This is a genomic window from Paenibacillus sp. Leaf72, assembly GCF_001422685.1.
Taxonomy (GTDB): Bacteria; Bacillota; Bacilli; order Paenibacillales; family Paenibacillaceae; genus Pristimantibacillus.
Genome location: NZ_LMLV01000033.1, coordinates 347,054 through 364,337 on the forward strand (window position 1 = coordinate 347,054; position 17,284 = coordinate 364,337).

Genomic DNA, 17,284 nt, shown 5'->3' on the forward strand with positions numbered 1-17,284 from the left:
CTCCTCTCCTATTTCAATTGAATGGCTTCGAACAGATAGCTGCTTTCCCCCTGCTCCTCTAGCGCTGCGCTCCACGGCTCCTGAAGCTCGGCTAGCAGGGCTAAAATATCCTGATACAGCTCGCGGCGGCGGTCCATATTGTCAACGACTTCTGCTTTAATCGTCTCAATGCCCAAACGCTCCACCCACTCCGAGGTGCGCTCCAAATAGTTCGCCGTCAACCGATAATATTGGGTAAAAGCGCCCACCATCTGCACAAGCTCTTCATCCGTTTTCACTTTGCACAGCAGCTCGGCGATGCGCGGCTTGATTCCGCCATTGCCGCCAACGAACATTTCCCAGCCGCCGTCATTGCCGACGATGCCGATATCTTTCGTACACGACTCCGCGCAGTTGCGCGGACAGCCGTTCACGGCCATTTTGAACTTGGCGGGCATATCGATCCGCTCGAACGTTTTTTCCAGCCGAATGCCCATGCCGATCGAATCCTGCGTACCGAAGCGGCAAAATTGCTGGCCGACGCAGGTTTTCACTGTGCGCAGCGCCTTCGCATACGCATAGCCCGAAGGCATATCCAGCTCTTTCCATACGAGCGGCAAATCCTCTTTCGCGACCCCAATTAAATCAAGCCGCTGGCCTCCGGTCACTTTGACCATTTTCACCTCATATTTCACGGCCACATCGGCAATTTTCTTCAAATCCTCCGGCGTCGTCACGCCGCCGTACATCCGCGGCACGACGGTGTAGGTGCCATCCTTCTGAATGTTGGCGTTCATCCGCTCATTGACGAAGCGCGAATCCTTCTCGTCCTCATGCTCTTGCGGCCACAGCATGCCCAAGTAATAATTGACCGCTGGACGGCATTTCGAGCAGCCCTCCGAATGATGCCACTCTAGTACATGCATGACCTCTTTCACAGTCGTCAAATGCTTCTCTTTTATCGCAGCTACGATCTCATCGCGGCTCAGGTCGGTGCAGCCACAAATGCCAGTCTTGGTTTTCTGCCCAGCATATTCGTCTCCTAGCACATATTGCAGCAAATGGCTAACCGTCGGCACACAGCCGCCGCACGAACGCCCAGCCCCAGTGCATGCCTTCACCTCATCGACCGTGGTAAGCGAGTTGTCCTTAATCGCCTTTACGATGCTCCCCTTCGATACGCCGTTGCAGCCGCATACGATTTCATCGTCGGCCATTTGCGCTACGCGATCAGCGGCTGACAGCGCAGTGCCGGCCGTTCCCATCAGCTCCGCATAAATAGCGTCCGTCATCGCCGCACCTTCGCGCACCCACTGCTGAATTCGGCTCGAATCGCTGACATCGCCATAAAGCACACCGCCAACGATTGTATCGCCCTTAAGCAGCAGCTTCTTATATTGCTGTTTCCAGTCATCCTGCTTGCGAATAACCGTCAGCTCTGGCTGATCCAAGAATACGCCAGTCGAAAATACATCTACGCCCGAAATTTTCAGCTTCGTCGACAATTGCGTCCCCTCGTAAGGCTTCGTTTGCACGCCGCATAGCTGCTTCGCGAGTACGGCCCCCTGCTCAAACAGCGGGGCAACCAAGCCATAGCAAATGCCGCGGTGCTCGGCGCATTCGCCAACAGCGTACACGCCTTCCGCCGACGTTTGCATGTAATCATCGACAACGATGCCTCGCTTCACTTCAATGCCGCTCGCGCTAGCTAAAGCCGTATTAGGCCGTATGCCCGCTGCCATGACGATAAAATCCGATTCCAGCTTCGTTCCATCGCTGAAGGTCAGCCCCTCAACTCGCTCGCCGCCATAAATTTCCGCCGTCTGCTTTTCCATGAGAAAATGCAGTCCCTGCCGCTCCAGCTCCGCCTTCAGCATCGCCGAAGCGCTCGGGTCAAGCTGGCGCTCCATTAAATCCGCCATCAAATGGATGACCGTCACATTCATGCCCAAATTGAGCAAGCCCTTGGCAGCTTCCAATCCAAGCAGCCCGCCGCCAATAACGGCCGCATTGCGATATTGCTTCGCTGTCTCCAGCATGACGCTGCAATCCGCCATGTCGCGGAAGCCTACGACGCCCTGCTTCTGATGCCCAGGAACGGGCAGTATAATGGGATTCGAGCCTGTTGCTATAATTAGACGGTCATAGGCTGCGAACAGCCCATTGTCCGCAAAAACGATTTTTTGCTGCGTATCAATAGATGTTATGGTTGTTCCCGTATGCAGCGTAATCTGATGCTCCTCATACCAGGCCCAGCTGTTTAAAATAATATCGTCCATCGTTTTGCTGCCTTCCAAAACATAAGAAAGCATGATCCGGTTATAGTTTGGATGCGGCTCGCTGCCGAATACCGTGATGTCATATTGCTCCGGGGACAGCTTGAGTATATGCTCCAGCGTGTTTATCCCCGCCATCCCATTGCCAATCAGCACAAGCTTCTGCCGTATGATTCCCATTGCAAACGCCTCCCTGTACAGCTTTCATCGTACTCACCAACAGTATAAACAACAATGCTCGGGAGTTATGTGATATTTTTCACAAAAAAGCGATTATAATAAAAATAGCCCCTTGCCGCCATTGTCTATAGCGTAAGGGGCTAGCCTATGTTTTCATGCGCCTTCAAGTTGGCCGACTTGCCGCCGAATGCATGCTTACAGACGGATTAATGCGCCGCGCTCATCAGCCGAGCGAAGCTCTGCTTCAATAATTTCCAGCGTTCCTACAGCGCTTTCCGGCATACAGACGGATACGGGCGTACCTGCGTTTACCGATTCAAGGAAATATTTGATTTGGCGGTAATAGCCCATGTCCGGCGATAGATCAGCTACAAAGCCCGGCTCGTTGTTGGGATTCACTTTAACCTGTCCGTTCTCAAACAGCAGATTGCCGCCTTCAAAATTGACGCGATACGTCATCGCAAAGCCGAAATCGCCTTCGAGCGTCCAGTCTGCTTGCGCATTCAGCACTTTGCCGTCCGGGTAGACGTAATTTGTTGATACCGTATCGTAGCCGCTGCCTGGAATGACGTTGCGAGCGAGCGTCGAGACTTGCTCCGGCTTGCCAAACAGCCAGTGGATCATGTCGGTATCATGGATATGCATATCCAGTACAGCCCCGCCGCTCTTGCTGCCGTCAAGGAACCAGCCTTTAGGGGCGGCAGAGCCTCTGAAGAAATAACCGCCCGTTACCGCGCCAAAACGGTTATCCTCCACAACGGATTTCAAATATTCATAGGCTGGCCAGAAGCGCAAGCATTGGCCGATCATTAGCGTTTTGCCTGTGCGCTCAGCTGCTTGCACCATTTTCCAGCCATCAGCGGAATTTCCGGCTACCGGCTTCTCGCAGAGCACATGCAGCCCCTTTTCCAGCAGGGAGCAGGTCAGCTCGGCATGCAAATAAGTCGGCAGCGTAATGTCGATGATGTCGAGCTCCTCGTTTTCGAGCATTTTCTCAATGCTGTCATACAGGTTGTACGGCGATAGATCATAAACCTCTTGGCCCGTCGCCATATTGCCGGAAGCTTTGCCATTTTTCAATTCCTCGATCATCAGATCGCAAATCGCTGCCAGTTTTACTTGCGCGCCCTCTTCTGTAAGACGAACATAGTTGTCGAAATGCATGCGTCCCATAAAACCGAATCCGATAAGACCTACTTTTAACATCGTGAATCCCCCTTATCAAATAAAAGCTTTTGGCGAATTAAGTTAGCCGTTTCCGCGGCCCAAAATCGCATCCATCGCTTTGGAAGTATTGAAAATAATTTGCTCCGCATGATGCGTGTACGGCGGAATCATTTCGGCCGTGACGTAATTGTCATAGCCGATCGCCTGCAGCGCCTCCATGACAGCTGGATAGTTTACATCGCCTGCAAGCAGATCGACAAAGCCATGGAGTCCGCCCGCTTGGCGACGGTAATCCTTGAAATGAACCTTCTTGATCCGGTTGCCCAAAATGCGTACCCACTGCTCTGGATAACCATTTTGCACGACGTTTCCGACATCGAAATAAGAGCCTACGTAGCTGGAGCCGAATGAGTCAATAAATCCGCGCAGCTCAAGCGGCGACAATAGAAATTTATTCCAAACATTTTCAATGCCAATCGATACGTTCGCGCTTTCGGCAAAAGGAACGAGCTTCGCAATCGACTCTTGGGCACGGTTATACGCATATTCGTAATCCGTTACTTCGCTGCCGGGAATAAAATCAACGCCAACCGCGCCAGGGATGACCAAAATCGTATCGACGCCAAGCGCCGCCGCAAGCTCCAGCTGTTTTTTGCATATATCTATCGCTTTGCTTTGCGTCTCCGGGTTCGCGCTCGTCATCGCATAATCCCAATACAGCCCCGTTGCTAGGCCCGCGATTTCCAGCTCCGCTTCCTCTAGACGCGCCTTAATGTCGCGAATTTCCTGATCCGTTGCCGCGAGGCTCAGCTCGCCTGAGCCGTTAAGCGACAGCTCGATACCGTCGAAGCCGGCTTTTTTCGCCGTTTGGATGCAGCTTGCGATGGTGGTATTGCTGTTGAATGACCAAATATTAATCCCTTTTTTCATTTGAGAAACCTCCTGTTAAATAAATTCAGATTAAAAGCTGGGTGAACAAGGATCGGCGCTGCGTAAAAGATTTGGTTTTCGATCGTTATTGCCTACGAACGCTCCGCTTCTCAAATCCAAACCTTTTACTACACTTGCCTTGCTCACCCAACTTTTAAAAAACTTTAATTAAAAATGAGCTTGCCGAAATGCTGCGGCAGATGGAAATTTACTGCTCGCGTAGGTCGCCATGCTTGATACTCGCGTATACCCTGAACATCTTGATCAATGCGGTATAGATTCATCCGCATCGATAAACCAGGGGCGAATGGACGCTTGAAATTGGATGCTGGAATATCAATGAAATAGAGCACATTTCCTTGACCGTCTGATTGTACGGACGTCTGGAGGCGGGAAAATTGCCATTTTAGATCAGAGGAGCTGATGCCGCCTGAGCCGTCATTTTCGATGATGGCATCAAATACGATGTTATAAGGGCTAACCTCCAGCTCCATATAACGCCGGCCCTCCCCCTCCTCGTCAATAAACACCTCGACAACATCCTGCTCATAAAGCGGCTCATCCCGCTGCGTAAAATCTGAAACGATATGCGAATCCCTGCATGCAAAACGGATATGCAAATGCCCTGTACTCCAGCCTATCCTTACCTCTGTCCGCTCCCGTGGCGGCGCACCCGTTACTGTATCTACCAGCTCCAACGCCTCACAACAGTCCCAATCCAGCGAGGCGGATGAAGCGCCAGACATAGCGGGCTCAAGCCGCTTGCAAATGTAGCTGCCGCCAATGGCAGCTATAGCGGAATCCATCAGCTTCATGCTCCTTTTTTAGCAAAATCCGTTATGTTGAAACCCTTTAGCAAACATGTGATAATACATTTATAATAGCCGATTTAATCAAATTTTTATTTAGTCGAAAAAGAGATTATTTGCACAAATCCGTTTTATTGCACATACAAATATAGGAAAGGCGGTTGACTCTATGGACAACCTTGCTGCACGCTACCCTCTGCAAAGGATAGCTCCTTTTCGGGAATGGTCGCCGAGCGTCCATTACGCCCAATTCCAAAGCCTGCCGCCGGGCGCTATGCCGCGGCGAAGGCTGTATGATTTTGAGCTGCTGTATGTGACCCATGGAGAAGCAGCGACGCATATGCAAGGGCAGCGCTACACACTTACAGCGGGCCAGCTTATTTTTTTGCCATCGGGCGTCTATCACCAAAATGAGATTATATCGACTCCTGAAGCGAGGTTTCTCGGCATACACTTTGATTTTTTCGATGAGCTGGACGTTCAGACCGAGGCGGATATGGTCGTCTATACAGAGGAGGCTCAGGCAGATAAATTCGCGGTGGAGGCTTGCGCAGAGCAGCTCGCTCCTTTATCGGCAAGCATCGTCTATACGCCTTCACTCGTATGCGTCCAGCTTATGGAGCAGCTCGTGCACGAGTTTACGATGCGCCCGCCCGGCTATGAGCTCGTCTGCAAAGCGTATATGCTGCAAATTCTCACCCATCTGCTGCGCTCCTCCCTTTCAAGCTCCGTTGCGCAGGGTTCTGTCCATGGGGACAAGCTGCTGGAGGTCATGAAGCAAATTGAAGAAGCACCCGCGGAGCGGTGGACGAATACGAGCCTTGCGAAACGGCTGAATTTGAGCGTCGACCATATGGCGAAGCTGTTTAAGCAAATGGCGGGAATGCCGCCGAGCGAATTCGTCCAATCGATCCGCCACCGGGAAGCGAGAAGGCTGCTGCGTGAATCCGGGCTGTCGATTGAAAGCATCGGCGAAAGCGTTGGTTATCCCGATATCCATTATTTCAGCCGTATTTTCCGCCGCCATGAAGGCATCTCGCCGCGCGAATACCGCAAGCTGTCAAATATTTTATAAGCCGCAGCCCGGTAACAAGCAAACAAAAAAAAGGACGCCTGATTTACATCAGAAGTCCTCTCATTGCTGCTATTGCGATCCCCTTATGCTTGACTATTGGGGCAGATGAAGCCGTGTTATGGGGTTACATGTATAAGCTTGCTGCTGGTGGAATGGCGGAGCAGGCAGCGATAAGGAATGACCATTTTGACAGCGATCTCATAGTGATTTTCCAAATAATCGATCAGCAGCTTGACCGCGAACATGCCCATCTCCAGCTTGGGCACATGAATGGTCGAAAGCGGCGGCGAAGTAAATTCGGATATTTCAATGTTATCGACGCCAAAAAATGCAATGTCATCGGGAATTTTCAGCTCGCGCTCCGTCGCGGCGCGCATCGCCGCAATAGCCATCATGTCACTGGCGGCAAAAATAGCCGTCGGCCGCTGCGCATTGTTCGCAAAAGCCTGCTTCGTCAGCTCGTAGCTGAGCGCCACATCCCATTTGACATTAATGACCCATTCATCGTCAATCGGCAAGCCCGCTTCCTTCAAGGCGCTTTGATACCCGAGAAAACGTTTTTCCGCACGAAAGTCGTCCTTGTATTCCGAGCCGCCAATATAGGCGATATGGCGATGGCCCTGCGCGATAAGATGGTTCACAGCTTCCTTCGCAGCCGCCTCCCGGTCATAGCTGACCACGGGAACTTCCCGATCAGCTATATCGACGCCGACGACCGACCGCACATTCGCTTTAATCCAGCGGTACGCTTCAGGATCAATGCGCTCTACGACGAGCATGCCGTCGATTTGATGCTCCTTCACCAGCGCTTGCAGCTGCTCGGTATCGGTTTCCTTCTCAATGCTGTATACGAATTCGAGGCGCATGCCCGAGGCGGCAAGCTCCTTCTCTATCCCTTCCAATATGACGGAAAAATACGGGTTGTTGTATTTGTTTTGAGGGATTGCGACTACGCAGCCAATTCTATAGGCTGTTTTGGCTTCTGCCTTTTTCTTCTTTGCCGGTCGAAGCGTGCGATAGCCAAGCTGCTCGGCGGTTTCCCAAATTTTTTTACGGGTCTCGTCGCTAACGGAGCGATTGGCATCGTTTTTCATTACGCGTGAAACCGTCGAGATGGATACGCCAACGCGATCCGCTATATCTTTCAGTTTAGCCATTCCTGATTCCTCTCTTCTCCCAAGCAATAGATATAAGCCCGACTATAATTGGGGCAAATTTTATTTGACCAACAAAAATTTGCGGCAAATATAATTTTATAGTCCAGCCCCGGGGAAGTCAAGGAAATCGCCGCTTCTTAACAGCAAAAAAACGCCAGGGAAGCTTGCTTTCCCTGGCGTTTTTTGCGTCTTTTTAACCGTTTGCCTGCTTAAGTTCTTCCGTTACTCGTCTGCACCAATATTAACGGCCGCCCCCTGTACACGCGGCTGGCCATCCATATCCAGTAAACCGATAATTGCGGCATCTGTATCGCCAGCATCAATAGCTGGGGACGTCGCTTGCAGATGGAAATCATTCAATGAGACATTTACGAACTTAGGATCAACAAATAAGGAATGCGAATCGTTGCCGGAATTGGCTTTGTATGCAGCGTAGCCGTCATACTCGACATTTTTCCAAACCCAGTAGGCATCCGAGCTACCGCCTGGCGTGAAATACAAATTGTAATCGACGATGTTGCCGGAGTTTTGCGTATATTCGTTATAGATGAGGACGCCTGACGAGCTGGCCACCATAATGTTATTTTTAATAATGTTATTTTTCGTATCGAATTGAACGTAAAGCTGGCCGCTGCCATCGCCGAGCGTATCGTTTTTATACAGCGTATTGTTGACGATTTTACTATCTGTCGTGGAGCCCCGCTGCTTATCGTAGCCGCCCATTGCAATACCGGTAAGACGGTTGTTGTAAATGATATTGCTGCGAACGGTAATATGGCTCGTTGATTTGCCTTTATGCTCGGAAGCAATTTCGATGCCAATATCGTTGTTATAGCTGTAGTTTTGCTCAATGATGCTGTCTTTGCCGCCATCGACATAAATGCCGTCAGCTGCATTGCTGTTGTTTGGCAGCTTCTTGCCGTAAGAAGGGTTGTTATTTGACGTAATATTGTAAACTCTGTTGCCCTTCACAAGACCATTACGCGCTTGATCATAAGTGGTGCTTGGCGCTGTGCCTTCAAAGCCAATGAGATCAATGCCGATATTATCATTATCATGGATCAGGTTGTTCGTGACCGAGAACGTATCCACATTGCCATTGAGCACTAGCGATTCGCTGGAGCCCAGCACCAGATTGTACAGCTCATTGCCGTCAATCGTCAGATTGTTCAGCGAAGCCGGCGATTTCGTCCCATATACGGCAATGCCATGAGCATCGCGGCCCAGCAAATCGCTGCCTGTCGGCGTCGAAGTATTTTTAATGTCATGAATTTTATTGTTCAGTAGGCTAATATGGCTTCCAGCTCCGCTTACATAGATGCCTATTGGCACCTCATTTTTCGAAGTGCTTGTAAAATTGCGGATTTCCAAGCCTTTAATAGTCACATGGCTGACATCGGTCAAGCTAACGAGCCCTTCCGCACCACTCGCCGTCAGACCCGTGCCATCAATAACAGCCACCTCTTCTGCGTAATTCGTGAAGATGATTGGCCCTGCCGCAGCCGAGCCGGAACGGGTTATGTTCAGCTTCTGGTTGTACACGCCGCCCCGAACGTAAACTGTGCTTCCAACTGGCACCACATCAGCTGCATGCTGCAGCGTTTTCCATGGCGCGGTTATCGTACCGGCATTGGAATCATTGCCCATCGTTGCGACATAATATTCGGCTCCCTCCGCCGAAACGTCCGGTCCCGAAACACCGATGACAAGCAAGGTAAATACCGCCATGCCGAGCATGGCTGTTACATATTTATTCATTTTCATGGCGAACGATCCTCTCCTTGAGGTATGCTCCACTTTCGTGGCAGCCAGTATGCTGTAGACCTCTGTTATTTTGCCAGATAGATGGCCCCGTGGCTACCTTTTCTATTATATCGGCATTCTATAGGCCATACCTTACACAAACACAAAACAACAGCAGCTCGGAACCTTAAGCTCGGTTCCAATGCTGCTGTTATTTTTCGTCTTAGTTTACTTTGGAAGTCAATTCCTTAATCGCCGCCATTAGGTCGCCTTCGCCCGCAAGTGGAAGCTTAAGCGATTGCTCGCCATACGTCCATACGAGATCGGTTTTCTTCGCCGTGAACGGCGATACGATGCCGTACTGCTGGGCATCAAGGAAGATTTTGTTCGCTTCGCCCATCGTTTCGATATATGCATTCGATGCCGCTTTGTTAGCCGGAATCGAATACCCTTGCTTCGCCAGCTCCGTCTGCCCTTCTGGGCCCGCAAGCCATGCCAACAGCTTGTAAGCTGCCGCTTCATGCTTCGTATTAGCGCTGATTGCCATGCCTGCTGGCTGGACAACCGTTTGGTTCGTCTTGAATTTCGGCAAATAAGAGATGCCGTAATCAATGCCCGCTTCTTTATAGTTGGCGGTGTTCCAGCTGCCGCCCGGATTCATTGCAACCTTGCCCGTTGTAATCGCAAGGTTGACTTGGCCGCCAAGCCCTTCGATTTGCGCAGGCGTTGTGTTGATCTTTTTATTTTTCGTCAAATCAATAAAATATTGCAGCACTTCAATCGATTCCGGCGTATCGAGCGCAAGCGTTCCATCATCATTGACGAGCTTGCCGCCATTCGACCACAGCTCAGGCTCCAGGAACCAGTCCATCGTCGAGCCTGGGGAAATCGAAAGGCCCCATTGCACGATGTTTTTGCCATCAAAGCCCGCTTCGCCTGCGTTTTTGCCGTTTTTATCAAACGTCAGCTTCGTTGCGATGTCGGTAATTTCATCCCAAGTTGGCTCAAGCGATGGCATCGGTGCCTTCAGCGGGTTTGTTTTTTCATCAGAGAACAACGCTTTATTGTAGTACCATACGATAACGTTCGCATCAATGGGCAGCGACACCTGCTTGCCCTGATACTTATGAAGACCCAGCAAGCTCGGATCCACATTGTTCAAATCAAATTTGTTGTCGGCGAGCAAGCCGTCCAGCTCTTTAAAAATGCCCAGCTCCGCATATTTCTCTACATAAGCATAGCTGGTTTTGAATACGTCTGGAAGCGTACCGCCAGCGGCATTCGCCGTCAGTCCGTCCCAGTAGCTGCCCCAGTCTTTGCCTTCCAGCTTGACCGTAATGCTCGGATTAGCCGTCATGAACTTGTCTAGCAATTCCTGTGTGCGCTGAAGCTCCTCGGCCGTTCCCCACTGGGAATAGGTAATCGTTACAGCCTCTTCAGCTGGCGAGCTTGAATTGCCGCCCGCACTTGCTGGATTCGCCGTATTCGTCTGTCCGCCTGCATTGCCGCCTCCGCAGCCCGTTACAAGAATAGACGCAGCCAACAACGTAGTACCTACACTCAACTTCCATTTGCTCTTCGTTTTCATATACAGTTCCCCTTTTACGTCATGTAGAAAGCAAGAAAACCAGAACCAGAACGCGCGACTATCCTTTGGAGCCCGTCAGCACCACCCCTTCCACAATGTAGCGTTGTGCGAAGAAATAAAGCAGGCCAATCGGAATGATGCTAATGAAAGCACCAGCCGCAAGCGCCGGGAAATCCTGGCTTGTCTGTCCAATCAGCAGCTGCAGGCCAACGCTCAGCGTGAACAGCTCATTATTTTTGATATACAGAAACGGTCCGAGAAAATCGAGCCACGAGTTGACGAAAGCGAAAATGATCGTCGTAATAATAATCGGCTTGGACAGCGGCATAATGACTCTCGCATATACGGTCCAGCGATTGCCGCCATCGAGATAAGTCGCCTCATCAAGCTCCTGCGGTATCGTCAGAAAAAATTGCCGGAACAGAAAAATGTAATAGGCGCCTCCGAGCCAGGCCGGAACGATCAGCGGCAGCCACGTATCGATCCACCCCAGCTTCGCAAACAGCACATACGATGGAATCATCATAATAGATGGCGGAATCATCAGCGTCAGCAGCACGATCGGAAAAAGCTTATCCCGGTATTTCGTCGCAAAACGCGAAAATCCATAAGCTACAATGGAGCTGGAAATAACAGCGCCCGCAGCGACGAAAAACGAAATCGCAAAGGAGTTTTGAATCCACTGCCACATCATGGGCTGGACAGCGAACAATCGCTCAAACGCCTCAAAGTTCATGTGTTCTGGAAAAATAGTCGGCGGCACCTTGTACGTCTCCGCCTTCGTCTTCATCATGGTCGAGAGCATCCACACGAGAGGCCCTACAAATAACACCAACGCTACGAGCAGCAATACATATTTGGAGACCATCGCTGTAATGCTGCTTTTTTGCCCGCCATTCATATAGATCCCCCTATCTCTCTCCTTCGTAATACACGAAGCGATTCGATATTTTCATCAGCACAAAGGTGACGAGCGAGATCAGCGCAAATAAGAAAATCGATTGTGACATCGCCATGCTGAACTTCAAGTCGGTAAAGGCCGATTTGTAAATATTGTAGACAAATGTATAAGCTGCGTAGTTCGGACCGCCCTTGGAGAGCAGCAGCGCTTCGGTAAACATTTGAAAGTTGTACATCGTTTGAATAATGATAACGAACAAAATCGAAGGGCTGATCATCGGCAGCGTGATGGATAAAAATTTGCGAACACCAGCCGCCCCGTCGATTTCAGCCGCTTCATACAAATGCCTCGGCACATTTTTGAGCGCCGCCAGAAAGATCAGCACTCCGCTTCCCGAAATCCACACTTGCAGCAAAATGATAACCGGCTTAATCGTATGCTCGCCGCCGATCCAATCGATTTTGTCGAAGCCGAGCAGGCCTAGCCCCAAATTCAAGATGCCGAATTCCGCATTGAAGACAAGCCGCCAAATAATGACGGTTGCCACAATCGGCACAAGCGTAGGCAAGTAATAGAAGGTACGGAACAAGGCAATGCCCTTCACATTAAAATTAAGCAGCATCGCCAGCACCAGCATGCCTGCCGTTACGATCGGCACACCGAAAACGACGAAATACATCGTGTTGAGCAAGCTTTTCAGAAAAATCGGATCATCGATCATATGAATAAAGTTATCGAATCCGACAAAGTTATAATTGACCGCGCCCGGCAGCTTCGCATCCGTAAAGGCGTAAAACACCGAGGTGCCGAATGGAATTAGGAAGAAGATCGTAAAACCAATGATCCACGGCATAATAAACAGGAAAAACAGCAATGTGTCATATTTTCGCAAGCTATTCATCATGACACCCCTTAGCCAGTAATTTCTTCTAGATAGACATACCGTTCTTCTAAAATAGATTTTTCGGCAGCGAGCGCGATCAGCAGCGCATTACGTCCAACCTGCGCCGTCGCAAACGGCTGCTTGCCTTCCCTTACACATTTCAGGAAATCGATACGCTGCGTTTGGCCGCCTGTATGGCCGCCCATAATCGAATCCGACGTAACGTCAATGTCGAGATGATCCTTCGTCCAATCCTCGCCGCCGACGATATCAATCGTCTTGTCATTGCGCGCAACCATCTGTCCGCCATTGTCGCCAATTAAGCCGATTTCAAGTCCTTCGCCAAGCAAGTTTCTTGGCTTCAAATACATGCAAAGGCCGAGGTTCGCCTTGCTGCCGTTGTCATAATCAATCGTAATAAAGGCGTGATCGACGATCGACGTATCGGAAATATTTTTCGCTGGATAATGGCTGTAGGAATTGGTAATGATGTTCTCTTGTCCTTGCTTCATCACATGCTGGCCGCCGGAAGCAAATACGCGTACCGGATTCGCCTGAATCATCCAGTTGAAAATATCAAAGTGGTGGCAATCCTTCTCGACGATCGCACCACCCGACTTCGACTTGTCATAAAACCATTCGGTTGGCGGGAATGGATCACGGAACTCCTTGCACCACATTAGCTTCACATCGCCCAGACGCCCATTTTCCAGCTCCTTGGCCATCCGGCGGTACAAGTTGGAATAACGGTAAACGAGTCCGATTTGCAAAATGCGACCGGATTTTTCCGCTGCTTCAATAATGGCATCGCAATCTTCAATCGTGTGGGCAACCGGCTTCTCCAGAAACACATGCTTGCCTGCCTCCAGAAAAGCAACGGCGACCTCGCGGTGCAAATAGTTCGGAACGCTAATGACGACCGCATCCAAATCCTCTTTATGAAGCAGCTCACGGTAATCCGTCACAATAACCGGGCTGCTGTTTTTAAGCTCAGCAACGGTACGCGCTACGTTAGCTTCGTTCATATCACAGATATAACGAACATCACTATCCGGAAGCAAATCAAAACCGATGCAATGATGCGACCCCATATCGCCGACACCGATAAAAGCCATTCTAATGTTCCCCATGTCTACACACTCCGTTGTCATTAATTTAGCGGTATTCGTTATCCACCGCGTATCATGTTAGGTTATCTAACAAAGTTTTGCTTCTGTTACGATAGTAAAACAGTTCGCCTATGTTGTCAATTAATTTTTGGCTAATTTTTCGCTATATTTGCGGCAAATAAATTGATATTCGCTAAAAACCTTGAATTAACTGAGGTTTCATCAGTTTTTCATAGTTATAAAACGCTTACAAGATACTGTTTGTCACACCTCTCTTTTCATCCCGTTAAGTATTTGCCGCAAATTTATTTCATTTGATATAGATTATTACATGGAATTGAAGTTTGTCAACTGCTTTATATTTAGGCAAATTTCATGTGGGAATTGGAAATTTTCTCTTGTTCTGTATGTTCGTATCGCCTATAATGCAACATATAACCGACTTCTGCATCATGAAAATCCCTCGAATTATTTGCCGCAAATTTTCAATTTTAAAAATCCATCATCTAGATGATCCCGCTTACAATGCTCTCATGAAGGTAACAAATTAAAGGCAGATTTGGACAAGCTTTGGACAAGCCGCTTTTCTGCTGAAGGGAGGTGATTTACCTGTAAAATGGAAGGATAGACGGCCATTCGTTCGCTTGAAGGTCCTAACGGGACAACCCTATACCCAAGGAGGTTTACCATGTTTAAAGCAGCCGGCAACAAAAAGCTATTGGTTCATTTATTTTTGATTTTTGCGCTCATCTTCGCGATCTTTCAACCGATTGGCACCGTTCCGGGAGCACAAGCCGCTACCATTACGGTCGATGGCAATGTAAGCGATTGGAGCAGCATTAACGCGCTCGCTACAGGTACGGGAGCCGCTCAAAGCTTCAAAATGACAAACGATGGAACAAATCTTTATTTGCTCATTCAAGGCTCAGGCTTAAGCACGGCAACGGGCAGCTTTTGGCTGAATATCGACAACAATACCGCAACGGGCTATCAGGCATCAGGCTGGGGCGCTACTGGCATCGAATGGCTGCTGGAAAATGCCGGGTTATACCGCTATGCAGGAACCGGCAGCAACTGGAGCTGGAATGCCAATACCACCCTCTCCTCCTCCCAATTTTTCCGCAGCTCAACCGTTATTGAAGTCGCCATACCTCTGGCCACTTTACAGATCAGCGCTGGCAGCACCATTCAAGCTGGCTATATTGATAACAACTCCACAACCTCGCGGCTGCCTGCGGCAAGCCAGACGCTGCCCTCTTATTTACTTACTTCCAGCGGCGGTTCGGGCGACCCTGGCGGAGCGACAACGGTCGCATACCCGGTTGAGCTCGACAGCCCGCTTAATAACCCGTTTAAAGGCTGGGCTCCATCGGCTAAAACGACTGGCTACCCCCAGCAGCACAAGCTCGTTTATGCTGGGGTAACTTGGAAGGAGCTTGAATCGACGAAGGGAACGTATAATTTCGCTGCCATTGAAGCGACGAACAATTTTGCTCATTGGAACAGCCTAGGCGTAAAAGTTGTGCTGCGGTTTATTCTAGACAGCCCAACTGGCGCAGCGCACCGGGATATTCCCGATTGGCTTTATAATGAGATGGTCGCCCTCGGCCAATCTCCAGGCACCGCTTATAACGATACGACAGGCGGAATGGGCACCGGCAACAATATGGGCTTTTCGCCCAACTACAGCTCTGCTTATTTAATAGAGCGGCATAAGCTCGCTATTGAAGCGATCGCCGCCCGGTATAATACAAATGAACGTCCGGTCGCTTTTGTGCAAATTGGCTCGATTGGCCATTGGGCGGAATTTCACACATGGCCTTATGTAGGGCCAAATGGCGAAGCCAATTACACGGGCGCTTTCCCACCAAATGCGATTTCGAATCAATATGTGCAGCATTATATTGATGCCTTCGCCGGCAAAGAGGACAAAATGCAGGTGCTGATCAGACGCAGCATTGCGCTTGCCAAAACGAACAATAAAGGCATGGTAATGGGCATGTTTAACGATGTGTTCGGACATAAAGACAGCTTCGATGCGGATTGGGGCTGGTATACCGGCACGCAAAATGGCTACTGGGACGACATCGGCCAGCAGCAGCCTGCGCACGCTAACTTTTGGGAGACGCGCATTTCTGGCGGGGAATTTTATGGCGGAGCGTCCGGCATGACTGCCGCGCTCACTACGGGCAGCGGCTTTACGGAAACGCAACGCCAGACGGAGCTGAGCAAGCCAAGCTGGCTCGGTCCCAACTCGCCCGCTTCGCTCGCCGTAGGCAATACGCTGCAAAGCAATATAGACACCCTGAAAAAACGGATGGGCTATCATTTTGTCGTGAAGGAAATTTCGCATCCATCTGCCATAACCGGAAGCTCGCTTGCGACAACGATTAAGGTAGAAAATAAAGGTGTTCAGCACTTCCCATTCGGCTGGCCAGTCGAAATCCAGCTGCGCAGCGGCAATACGATCGTCGCGAAGAAGACGACAACCGTTGATTTGCGCACGTGGAAAACAGGCACTTATACGATTACCGATTCGATCCCCGTCACCGGACTTGCTGCGGGAACCTATGATATCGCCATTGCGATCATCAGCCCGCAAACGAATGCGCCGGGCGTCGACTTTGCAAATACGAACAGGCTCGCTGATGGGGCTTATAAGCTGAGTAGTGTGACGAAATAGTAGATGGATTGAGGAATGAAATGCGGTAATGAATGTTAAAACGGCTGTCGAGGATGCTCGACAGCCGTTTTTTTGTTTATTGGGTTCTAATTAAAGCAACATCATTGAAGCTTTCTTATTAAGCTTTATGCCCCCACATGGAAAGCGATCTCTAAACTATAGGAGCAATGGGCATCAAATTATCTATACCATACCGTCCACCAACGTGTGGAAGTGCTCAAGCTATCATCTATTTCCAAGAAACGGTATGTATAACCGTTATATTGAATAGTTGCACCAATAAAATCAGAGCGGGAATAATCTTTCTTAGGATACGGAAGGCCAATCATCGTACACGACGGACAATATGCTGCAGGAGCAATGACATTGGAGTTAGAATTAGTTACCGATTGGGCAGAGACAGGAATAGCAGAAATCATGCACAACATAATAACCATACCTAATAAAACTAACTTGCTCTTCTTCAAAATCACAACACACCTTTCAATAATATAAAATTTGAAATATTGGGATATATTTCAACATTAAGTATACTATTGAATGACAAAATAATTCATGAGTCTTCATGACTAAAAACATCTTTTTTCGTTTGTAAATTATTGTAGTTTTTTAAATTAAAATATTTCCGCCGATCAGGTCAGTCATTGAATTGCGTTTCATTCCACGCTCTCGCATGGAGAGCGACTAGCCCCGCCGAGTGCTGTATTACGCACCCCCGCAGTTTCAATCCACGCTCTCGCACGGAGAGCGACCAGCCGAGACGGTGACCAGGTTAATGCAACCTGGTTTCAATCCACGCTCTCG

At 49.5% G+C, this 17,284-nt stretch carries 13 protein-coding genes and 1 CRISPR repeat array (1 of these 14 only partly in view); of the genes, 2 read left to right on the forward strand and 11 right to left on the reverse strand.

Features of this window, described 5'->3' with window-relative positions; all coding sequences use genetic code 11:
- Positions 1-8 precede the first annotated feature (8 nt).
- The 4 genes from nirB to ASF12_RS28860 all read right to left on the reverse strand — a co-directional run bounded on the left by nirB (position 9) and on the right by ASF12_RS28860 (position 5,338).
- Complete coding sequence (gene nirB, locus ASF12_RS28845) at positions 9-2,435, reverse strand: nitrite reductase large subunit NirB (protein WP_056042021.1); 2,427 nt, start codon at positions 2,433-2,435, stop codon at positions 9-11.
- A 195-nt stretch (positions 2,436-2,630) separates the two neighbouring features.
- The gene (locus ASF12_RS28850) at positions 2,631-3,641 is read right to left on the reverse strand and encodes a Gfo/Idh/MocA family protein (protein WP_056042022.1); all 1,011 of its coding nucleotides are present in this window, start codon (positions 3,639-3,641) and stop codon (positions 2,631-2,633) included.
- A 42-nt stretch (positions 3,642-3,683) separates the two neighbouring features.
- A complete protein-coding gene (locus tag ASF12_RS28855; protein WP_056042024.1) occupies positions 3,684-4,532 on the reverse strand; it encodes a sugar phosphate isomerase/epimerase family protein in 849 nt (282 codons plus the stop codon).
- A gap of 164 nt (positions 4,533-4,696) precedes the next feature.
- The gene (locus ASF12_RS28860; RefSeq protein ID WP_162241944.1) at positions 4,697-5,338 is read right to left on the reverse strand and encodes a carbohydrate-binding family 9-like protein; all 642 of its coding nucleotides are present in this window, start codon (positions 5,336-5,338) and stop codon (positions 4,697-4,699) included.
- A gap of 172 nt (positions 5,339-5,510) precedes the next feature.
- Between ASF12_RS28860 and ASF12_RS28865 the strand changes: the two genes are divergently transcribed.
- Positions 5,511-6,416 carry an AraC family transcriptional regulator gene (locus ASF12_RS28865; protein ID WP_056042025.1) on the forward strand — a complete coding sequence of 302 codons (906 nt, stop codon included), beginning with the start codon at positions 5,511-5,513 and terminating at the stop codon, positions 6,414-6,416.
- Between the two features lie 116 nt (positions 6,417-6,532).
- On the opposite strand, the gene ASF12_RS28870 is transcribed toward ASF12_RS28865, so the two are convergent.
- The 6 genes from ASF12_RS28870 to ASF12_RS28895 form a co-directional block, all read right to left on the reverse strand.
- Positions 6,533-7,573 (reverse strand): LacI family DNA-binding transcriptional regulator, encoded by a 1,041-nt coding sequence (locus tag ASF12_RS28870; protein WP_056042027.1) that lies wholly within the window; start codon positions 7,571-7,573, stop codon positions 6,533-6,535.
- A gap of 222 nt (positions 7,574-7,795) precedes the next feature.
- Positions 7,796-9,301, reverse strand: coding sequence for a right-handed parallel beta-helix repeat-containing protein (locus tag ASF12_RS28875; RefSeq protein ID WP_442952563.1), 1,506 nt, complete (start codon positions 9,299-9,301; stop codon positions 7,796-7,798).
- 238 nt (positions 9,302-9,539) lie between these two features.
- A complete protein-coding gene (locus ASF12_RS28880; RefSeq protein WP_056042031.1) occupies positions 9,540-10,904 on the reverse strand; it encodes an ABC transporter substrate-binding protein in 1,365 nt (454 codons plus the stop codon).
- A gap of 58 nt (positions 10,905-10,962) precedes the next feature.
- Positions 10,963-11,805 carry a carbohydrate ABC transporter permease gene (locus tag ASF12_RS28885; RefSeq protein ID WP_056042032.1) on the reverse strand — a complete coding sequence of 281 codons (843 nt, stop codon included), beginning with the start codon at positions 11,803-11,805 and terminating at the stop codon, positions 10,963-10,965.
- Positions 11,806-11,815: 10 nt separating this feature from the next.
- Positions 11,816-12,709, reverse strand: coding sequence for a carbohydrate ABC transporter permease (locus ASF12_RS28890; RefSeq protein ID WP_056042034.1), 894 nt, complete (start codon positions 12,707-12,709; stop codon positions 11,816-11,818).
- Positions 12,710-12,717: 8 nt separating this feature from the next.
- Positions 12,718-13,818, reverse strand: coding sequence for a Gfo/Idh/MocA family protein (locus ASF12_RS28895; protein ID WP_056042035.1), 1,101 nt, complete (start codon positions 13,816-13,818; stop codon positions 12,718-12,720).
- A gap of 667 nt (positions 13,819-14,485) precedes the next feature.
- Here ASF12_RS28895 and ASF12_RS28900 point away from each other — a divergent pair.
- Positions 14,486-16,480, forward strand: coding sequence for a DUF4832 domain-containing protein (locus ASF12_RS28900; RefSeq protein ID WP_056042037.1), 1,995 nt, complete (start codon positions 14,486-14,488; stop codon positions 16,478-16,480).
- 179 nt (positions 16,481-16,659) lie between these two features.
- Here the strand turns inward: ASF12_RS28900 and ASF12_RS34775 are convergent, their stop codons facing one another.
- Entirely contained in the window at positions 16,660-16,947 is a 288-nt protein-coding gene (locus tag ASF12_RS34775; protein WP_155973525.1) for a hypothetical protein, read from the reverse strand.
- 186 nt (positions 16,948-17,133) lie between these two features.
- Positions 17,134-17,284: a CRISPR direct-repeat array (repeat unit 32 nt); it runs 874 nt beyond the window's last position.